Raw genomic sequence first — 8767 nt, forward strand, 5'->3', positions numbered from 1 at the left:
CTCGGCGATCGCCAGCGCGACGCCACGCGCGATGTCGCGATAGCGCCGCGCCAGCGCGCCGTCCGGCTCGGCCGCGACCGTCGGCGTGCCGCTGTCGGCGCGCTCGCGAATCGCGATGTCGAGCGGCAGGCTGCCGAGCACGTTCACGCCGTAGTCCTGCGCCATCCGCTCGGCGCCGCCCGCGCCGAAGATGTGCTCCTCGTGGCCGCAGTTCGAGCAGATGTGGATGCTCATGTTCTCGACGATGCCGAGGATCGGAATCCCGACCTTCTCGAACATCTTGAGGCCCTTCTTCGCGTCGAGCAGCGCGATGTCCTGCGGCGTCGTCACGATCACGGCGCCCGTCACCGGCACACGCTGCGCGAGCGTGAGCTGGATGTCGCCCGTGCCCGGCGGCATGTCGACGATCAGGTAGTCGAGCTCGCGCCAGTTGGTCTGGCGCAGCAGTTGCTCGAGCGCCGACGTCGCCATCGGGCCGCGCCACACCATCGGATTGTCTTCCTCGATCAGGAAGCCGATCGAGTTCGCCTGCAGCCCGTGGCCGACCAGCGGGTTCATCGACTGGTTGTCGGGCGACTCGGGGCGCTGGCCGTGAATGCCGAGCATCGTCGGCAGCGACGGGCCGTAGATGTCGGCGTCGAGAATGCCGACCGATGCGCCTTCCGCGGCGAGCGCGAGCGCGAGGTTGACGGCCGTCGTGCTCTTGCCGACGCCGCCCTTGCCCGACGCGACCGCGACGATGTTCTTCACGTTGGGCAGCAGCTTCACGCCGCGCTGCACCGTGTGCGCGACGATCTCCTGCGACACGGCGACACGTGCGTCGCGCACGCCCGGCACGGCCTTCAGCGCAGCGGCGATGCGCGCGCGCACGTCGTCGTGCTGGCTGCGCGCGGGATAGCCGAGCACCACGTCGACCGCCACGGCGTCGCCGTCGATCGCGACGTTGCGCACGCCCTTGTTCGCCGCGTACGGACGGTCGGTATTGGGGTCGACGACAGCCGCCAGCGCGGCGTCGACTTGTGCCCGGTCAATGCTCATCGAAACTCCGTGAAAACGTTTTTCTCCCGTGCAAACGTCAAAAAATATCAAATTACGCTGCGAAAATCGGGAAAAGTGAAAGAATCTGTTGCATACCATTGCGCGAACGCGCGCGGCGGCGCACTCTTCGCGTGCGGCATGCTATGGGGCCAAATCGGCCGCCAACCGCCTATATTGTAGAGGCTGACGCGTCACCCTGTCCGGAACAGCCACGCTGGCGAACAGGGCATGCTGCCGCCTCGGCGGCTGCCGCGAGCCCGGGCCTGCCCACCTTTTTCGGGCGCCCGTGGTGGGAGCCGTAACTGTTGTTTGTCGTCGTTGTCGACTCGTTCAACCAAGAAAGAGAGGAATCCAAGATGAACATGAAAATCGCTACCCGCTTGTCCGTCTTCGCATTGGCCGGCGCATTGCTGGCAGGCTGCGCCACGCAGCAAGGCAACAACGCGGCTGTCGGCACCGGCACCGGTGCGGCGCTGGGCGCGGGCATCGGCGCACTGGCCGGTGGCGGCAAGGGCGCGGCGATCGGCGCGGGCGTCGGCGCACTGGTCGGCGGCGTGACTGGCTACAACTGGCAAGCGATCAAGAACAAGCTCGCGCCGTCGGCAGCCAAGACGGGCACGCAGGTGACCGAGCAGCCGGACGGCTCGCTGAAGCTGAACGTGCCGAGCTCGGTCACGTTCGCGACCAACCAGTACGCGATCACGCCGGCCTTCACGCCGCTGCTGAACGACCTGGCGACGACGCTGAACCAGAACCCGCAAGTGACGGCATCGGTCGTCGGCTACACGGACAGCACGGGTTCGCAGCAGCTGAACCAGACGCTGTCGCAGAACCGTGCGCAGAGCGTCGTGAACGCGCTCGTGCAGCGCGGCGTCGCCGGCGGCCGCCTGGCGGCACAGGGCATGGGCCCGTCGAACCCGATCGCGGACAACGCGACCGAAGCCGGCCGCGCGCAAAACCGTCGCGTCGAGATCTACCTGCGCGCAGCGCAACAGTAAGCATCGCAACGAGAGGAACCAGGGGCGTACGCCGCGCGCACAGCCCCGCCGCACCAGGCGTGCGACGGGGCCGGTAACAAATCGAAAAAATTTTCGAACTTCTGTCCCGCCCTGCGGTCTGTCTTTACGGTACGCGGCTGGCGCTGCCGGCGCGTCACCATTCTCCTCTTGTCGTTGTTGCTCCGGGGCCGTATCCGCCCCGGTTTTTTTTGCCCGAAAATTGTGTGCTGCGTTGCAGCATGCCGCCGCCCGGCACGCTGCCCCGGCGGTCCCGCCCGTCGCGGCGCCCGGTCCACGGCACCCGCCCCGACTGACCTCCCTGCACCCCTGCTAGAATCGCAGTTTCCGTCGTTTCCGCCGTTCTTCTACAGACCCTATGTCCGCATCCGACCTGACTTCCGTGCAGGCTACGGCGCCGCAAGGCCGCCGCCAGATCCTCGTTACGTCCGCACTGCCCTATGCCAACGGCCAGATCCACATCGGCCACCTGGTCGAGTACATCCAGACCGACATCTGGGTGCGGACGCTGCGAATGCACGGCCACGAGGTCTACTACATCGGCGCCGACGACACGCACGGCACGCCGGTCATGCTGCGCGCCGAGAAGGAAGGCCTCACGCCGAAGCAGCTGATCGACCGCGTGTGGACCGAGCACAAGCGCGACTTCGACAGCTTCGGCGTGTCGTTCGACAACTTCTACTCGACCGACTCGGACGAGAACCGCGTGCTGAGCGAGAACATTTATCTCGCGCTGAAGGAAAACGGCCTGATCGCCGAGCGCGCGATCGAGCAGGCGTACGACCCGGTCAAGGAAATGTTCCTGCCGGACCGCTTCATCAAGGGCGAGTGCCCGAAGTGCCACGCGAAGGATCAGTACGGCGACAACTGCGAAGTGTGCGGCTCGACCTACCTGCCGACCGAACTGCTGAACCCGTACTCGGTGGTGTCGGGTGCGACGCCGGTGCGCAAGACGTCGACGCACTACTTCTTCCGCCTGTCCGACCCGCGCTGCGAGTCGTTCCTGCGCGAATGGGTCAGCGGCCTCGCGCAGCCCGAAGCCACCAACAAGATGCGCGAATGGCTCGGCGACGCCGGTGAAGCCAAGCTCGCCGACTGGGACATCTCGCGCGACGCGCCGTACTTCGGCTTCGAGATCCCGGGCGCGCCCGGCAAGTACTTCTACGTGTGGCTCGACGCGCCGGTCGGTTACTACGCGAGCTTCAAGAACCTGTGCGACCGCGAGGGCATCGACTTCGACGCGTGGATCCGCGCGGGTTCGACCGCCGAGCAGTACCACTTCATCGGCAAGGACATCCTGTATTTCCACACGCTGTTCTGGCCGGCGATGCTCGAGTTCTCGGGCCATCGCACGCCGACCAACGTGTTCGCGCACGGCTTCCTGACGGTCGACGGCGCGAAGATGTCGAAGTCGCGCGGCACGTTCATCACCGCGCAGAGCTACATCGACACCGGCCTGAACCCCGAATGGCTGCGCTACTACTTCGCCGCGAAGCTGAACGCGACGATGGAAGACATCGACCTGAACCTCGACGACTTCCAGGCACGCGTGAACAGCGACCTCGTCGGCAAGTACGTGAACATCGCGAGCCGCGCGGCCGGCTTCCTGATCAAGCGTTTCGACGGCCGCGTGCAGGACAGCGCGATGAACCATCCGCTGGTCGCGAAGCTGCGCGATGCGATTGCGTCGATCGCCGCGCACTACGAAGGACGCGAATACAGCCGCGCGCTGCGCCACACGATGGAACTCGCGGACGAAGTGAACGCGTACGTCGACGGTGCGAAGCCGTGGGAACTCGCGAAGGATCCGGCCAACGCGGTCGCGCTGCACGAAACCTGCAGCGTGAGCCTCGAGGCGTTCCGCCTGCTGTCGCTCGCGCTGAAGCCGGTGATGCCGCGCGTGGCCGAAGCCGTCGAGGCCTTCTTCGGGATCGCGCCGCTCACGTGGGCCGACGCCGCGACGCCGCTGTCGTCGGCGCAGCCGATCAAGGCGTACCAGCACCTGATGACGCGTGTCGATCCGAAGCAGATCGACGCGCTGCTCGCCGCGAACCGCGATTCGCTGCAGGCCGACGCCGCGGGCGCCGCTGCCGCGGGCGCGACCGCCGCCAACGCCGCGAAGGATGCGAAGAACGCCAAGGCCAACGCGAAGGCAGTTGCCGCGAACGGTGCCGATGACGCGCCGATCTCGATCGACGATTTTGCGAAGGTCGACCTGCGCATCGCGAAGATCGTCGCGTGCCAGGCCGTCGAAGGCTCGGACAAGCTGCTGCAGCTCACGCTCGACATCGGAGAGGAAAAGACCCGCAACGTGTTCTCCGGCATCAAGTCGGCCTACCAGCCCGAGCAGCTCGTCGGCAAGCTGACGGTGATGGTCGCGAACCTCGCGCCGCGCAAGATGAAGTTCGGGCTGTCCGAAGGGATGGTGCTCGCCGCGTCGGCGACCGACGAGAAGGCCGAACCGGGCCTCTACATCCTCGAACCGCACAGCGGCGCGAAACCCGGCATGCGCGTGAAGTAAGCGGCACACGCCGCTACCTGAGCAAGAAAGCCTCGCACGATACGTGCGGGGCTTTTTTTCATGGCGTGGCGCGCGCAGCACCGCCCGACGCGCAGCGCGCGCGCGTTCCGCTAACATGGCGACGACATCGGGCCCGCCGGATTCCGAAGACCGCATCGAGCGGTCCACCCAGGGTGACGCCGCCGGTGGCGGCCGCCGCACTGCAATACCGCCACTACTTCCGCGCACGGCGGCTTGATGCACGCGGCCGCTGGCTGCAGGTCGACGTGACGGTCGCCGCTACGCGGGAAGACTTCGTCGCATGCATGCGCGCCAACCCGAGGCCGGGCACGCCGGGCTGAGCGGGGCCGGAGCGCGCCGCTTTCATCACCGCTGGCTGAACCAGCGATCGAAGCGCCGCGTGTAGTTCAGGTCGACGCCCTGGAACGTGCCGCCATACGCGGACACCGACCAGAAGCGCGTCAGGTTGATGGTCGCCTTGAACGCGTTGCTCGCCGATTGCAGCCCTTGCTCGTAACCGAGCACGAAGCGCTCGTTGATCGCCTTCGAGATCTGCACGACCTGCGAATCGGTCAGGCCGACGTCGCTGCGGCCGATCGAGAATTCGTCGAGGCCGATGCTCTGCGCGACACGCTTGCCGGTCGCGCTCCCGAGCAGCGCAAGTGCGGCGGTCATCGCATTCTGCTGGCCGACGTTGTTGCCCTGGTCGGTGCCGTGACCGAACAGCAGCCACGACAGCTTCTCGTTGTCGGTAACGTTCGGCTCGGACACGAGCTTGACCGTCGGCGACTGGATCGTGCCGATGACCTGCACGCCGGCCTCGACCTCCTGGTTGCGCCGCATCGCGAGGATGTTGATGCCCGGATTCGACACCGGGCCGTTGAACGTGAAGAAACCGTTCTCGACCGCGAGCTTGCGGCCGAACGACGTATAGGTCGACCCCTCCGTCACGCGCACGTTGCCGACCGCGCGCAGCGGCACGCCCGGCGCGCTCATCACGGTGATCGTGCCGCGCAGCCCGAGGTCCGCGCCGTGGCCCCGGAAGCGGAAGTTGTTGCCGAGGCCGATGTCGATGTTGGCGCGCGGCGCGAGCGACGGCGCCGGCTTTTCGTCGACCTTCTGCGGCTTCGCGACCGCGGTGCCCGTCTGGACGTCGCCGCGCACCGTGCCGTCCGGGCGCACGATCACGACGTCGTCGGACAGATGCGGCGCCCCGTTCTCCGGCAGGTCGAACAGCGCGCGGTCGACGACGAACTTGCCGTCGATCGACAGCGCGCCGCGCGGCCCGTCGTTCGCGACGGTCGCCTTGCCCGACAGCGACAGCTTGCGGTCCGGTGCCGCGAACAGCTCGAGCTTGTCCGCGACGATGCTCGCGGTCAGGTCCGGCGCCTCGCCGTCGAGACGCACGCGGCCGATCGCGCGCAGCGTGCCGTCGCCGCCGTGGAACTCGACCTGCTGGAATTCGACGAGGTTCTCCGCGAGCTTCACGCGCACGATGCCGTCCTTCAGCTGCACGCCCTGGTCGACGAGCGTCGCGGACAGATCGTCGCCCGTCAGCATCCCCGACACGTTCGGCTTCACCGGCGTGCCCGCGACCGTCAGGTTCAGCGCCGCGCGCCCGCCGAGCAGGTAGCTCGGCCCGAACAGGTTGCCGGTCGCCTTCAGCGACGGGATGTCGGCGTCGATGCGGCCCGATAGCGGGCCGTCGTCGACGATGCCGAATACGCCGTCGCGCAGCGCGAACGGGACGGTGACGTTCGCGGCGAGCGAGCCGATCCGGTTCGCCTTCGCGAGCGCCACCACGTTGAGCCGGTTGCCGGGGGCGAAGCTCGCGCGCGCGGACAGGTCGGTCAGCCCGAGCGATGCGATGCCGCGCCCGCTCTCGATCGTCACGTCGCCGCCGCGCCGTTTCACCTGCACGTGGCCCGTCGCATTCGCGCCGAGCGAGAAGTCCCAGTCGGCATCGAGCACGACGTCGGTGCGCACCGGCGGCCGCTGGCCCGTCAGCACCTGGCGGATCTCGAAGAAACGCGCGACCGATGCATCGCGCACGGAGCCTGCGGAGCGCATCTGGCCGCGATCGAACACGAACGACTTCAGGTCGATCGCCGCGCCTTCGAGCGTGAGCCGCGTCGCGCCGAGCGTCACGCGGCCGGCACCGGCCGATACGGTGAGCGGCGCCTGCAGCGCGAGCGCCGGCGTGCCGCGGTTCGCGAGGCGCGTGACGGTGCCGTCCCAGCGCATCCCGTCGCGGTTCTCGACCACGCCGCCGTTCGCCGCGAGCGTCAGGTTGATCACGCGGCCGTCGGCCATCCCCATCGCCGACGCATCGAGCGTGTGCTTCGCGCGCGTGCCGTCGAGGTTCGCGCGCAGCGATTTCAATTGCAGCGAGCCGAACGCGAGGTCGGTCGCGTCGGCCGTGAACACGAGCGCGCCGTGCGCGCCGTCGCGGATGTCGGCGTGGCCCTGCGCGGCGCCGATCCGGTTCGAGCCGACCACGACGTGCTGGGCCTTGTAGGTGGCCGTCACGTTCGGATGCGCGAAGCTGCCGGTCAGGTCGCCCTGCGCCTGCACGAGCCCCTGCATGCCGAAGCCGAGCCGGTCGAGCTCCGGCGCGTCGACGACGAAGCGCAGCCGGTCGCCCGGCGCGCCGAAGCTGCCGCGCAGGTCGACGTGGTTGCCCGCGATCGACAGGGTCGCGTTGCTCGGCAGGATCCGCGTGCCGGCCAGCTGCACGACGCCGGCGCCGGTCAGCGGCACGCCGTCGTACAGGCTGTCGCCGAGCTTGAAGGTCGCCTTCGTCGACACCTGCGGCGCGAACGCGCCGGAGGCCGTCAGCGTGCCCGATACGCGCGTCTCGCCGTGCTTGGCCGGCGCCTTGGTTGTCGCTTTGGCCACGTTGGCCGTCTTTGCCGGCTTTGCAGCCGCCTTTGCAGCCGCCTTTGCAGCCGGCTTGCCGCTGGCCGCGCCCGGCGCATTCATCGCGGCGAGCAGCAGCGGATCGAACGCTGTCAGCGTCGCCTTCGCGTCGTAGCTCGAATGCGCGTCGTGGCGGAACACGCCCGTCAGGTCGATACGGCCCTTGCCAGCCGTCACGCGCGCATCGGTCACCACCGTCTGCTGCGCCGTCAGCGCGACCTTCGCACGCGCGCCGAGCGCGAGCTTCGGATCATTCAGGTTGAAGTCGACGGTCGTCACGTCGCCCGCGAGCGTCACGCCGAGCGGGCCGCCGAGGCGCATCGGCCGCAATTGGGCGACGAATGCATTGAGGTCGAGATTCGCGACTTGCAGGTCGAAGCGGCCCTTGCCGCCCGTCAGCGTGCCGCTGCCGGTCACGCTGCCGTCGCGGACCAGCTTCAGCGCGAGGCCGTCGATCCGCTGCGCGTGCGCGTCGAGATTCACGGTCGCATGCGCGTCGACGACCGGCAGCAGGTGCTCGCCGAGCAAGCCGGGCTTCGCGTTGACGATCGACACCGGGCCCGTCACCGCGAAGCCCTTCGCCGGCGCGGCGCCGGCCGGCGCGGTCACGGGCGCCAGCTCCGCGCGCACCGCGAGATCGGCGGCCGGCGCGCCCGGCGAAATCGCCTGCGGGTTCACGTGCTCGAACGCGATCGACGCCCGCGTGAGCGGCACCGCGCCGAACGGCGCGGCCTCGACGTGCGCGCGCCCGTTCAGCTTCATCCCGCTCGCGGCGACGTCGGCGACCAGCGCTTCGAGCGAACCCGATACGTTCGCGCTCGCGTTGACCGGTTCGTCGGCGAGCTTGCCCACGTAGGTCGCGTTGCCCGTCAACGCGAACGGCTTCACGCCGTCGAGCTTCGCGCGTGCGGTCAGCGCGCCGTACGGCGTGTCGACGCCGTCGAGCGCGAGTTCATGGCGACGGCCGTCGCTGCGGCCGTTCAGCGCGAGATGGTCGAGCTGCGTCGTCGAGCCGCCTTCGTGGATCGCCAGGTGATCGACGCGCAGGTCGTCGATCCGCACCTGCAGCGGCAGGCTCAGGTCCTGCGGTGTCGTGGCCGGTGTCGACGGCCCCGGCACGATCCGCACGTCGATCGTGCCCGCGCGCAGGTACGCGACCGACAGCCGCCACGGCGCGCGGGTCAGCGCCCAGCGGCCCTCGAGCCGGTCGATCCGCACTTCGGTGCCGGCGCCGCCGGGGCTCGTCCACGCGAAGCCGCGCAGCCGCACGCCG

General features: G+C 68.8%; 5 protein-coding genes. 3 read left to right on the forward strand and 2 right to left on the reverse strand.

From position 1 onward, the window contains the following. On the reverse strand, positions 1-1038 hold a 1038-nt coding region (apbC, locus tag F3J14_RS31815), incomplete at its 3' end, for an iron-sulfur cluster carrier protein ApbC (protein ID WP_166726302.1). Between the two features lie 356 nt (positions 1039-1394). On the opposite strand from apbC, the gene F3J14_RS31820 reads away from it, so the two are divergent. The 3 genes from F3J14_RS31820 (at position 1395) to F3J14_RS31830 (ending at position 4916) form a co-directional block, all read left to right on the forward strand. After that, positions 1395-2036 carry an OmpA family protein gene (locus F3J14_RS31820; protein WP_014896346.1) on the forward strand — a complete coding sequence of 214 codons (642 nt, stop codon included), beginning with the start codon at positions 1395-1397 and terminating at the stop codon, positions 2034-2036. Between the two features lie 376 nt (positions 2037-2412). After that, a complete protein-coding gene (gene metG / locus F3J14_RS31825; RefSeq protein WP_166726303.1) occupies positions 2413-4575 on the forward strand; it encodes a methionine--tRNA ligase in 2163 nt (720 codons plus the stop codon). A 173-nt stretch (positions 4576-4748) separates the two neighbouring features. Then, positions 4749-4916, forward strand: a complete 168-nt coding sequence (locus F3J14_RS31830) for a hypothetical protein (RefSeq protein WP_166726304.1) — start codon at positions 4749-4751, stop codon at positions 4914-4916. A gap of 25 nt (positions 4917-4941) precedes the next feature. Here F3J14_RS31830 and F3J14_RS31835 read toward each other — a convergent pair. Then, the coding region (locus tag F3J14_RS31835) for a translocation/assembly module TamB domain-containing protein (protein WP_247682326.1) at positions 4942-8767 on the reverse strand (3826 nt) is incomplete at its 5' end.

Origin of the sequence: Burkholderia sp. Tr-862 (assembly GCF_011753085.1) — a bacterium.
Classification (GTDB): domain Bacteria; phylum Pseudomonadota; class Gammaproteobacteria; order Burkholderiales; family Burkholderiaceae; genus Burkholderia; species Burkholderia ambifaria.

What these genes read in the sequence shown, in the direction of transcription:
- F3J14_RS31820 (WP_014896346.1), top strand. Translation starts at nt 1,395, where the DNA reads ATGAACATGAAAATCGCTACCCGCTTGTCCGTCTTCGCATTGGCCGGC.
- metG (WP_166726303.1), top strand. Translation starts at nt 2,413, where the DNA reads ATGTCCGCATCCGACCTGACTTCCGTGCAGGCTACGGCGCCGCAAGGC.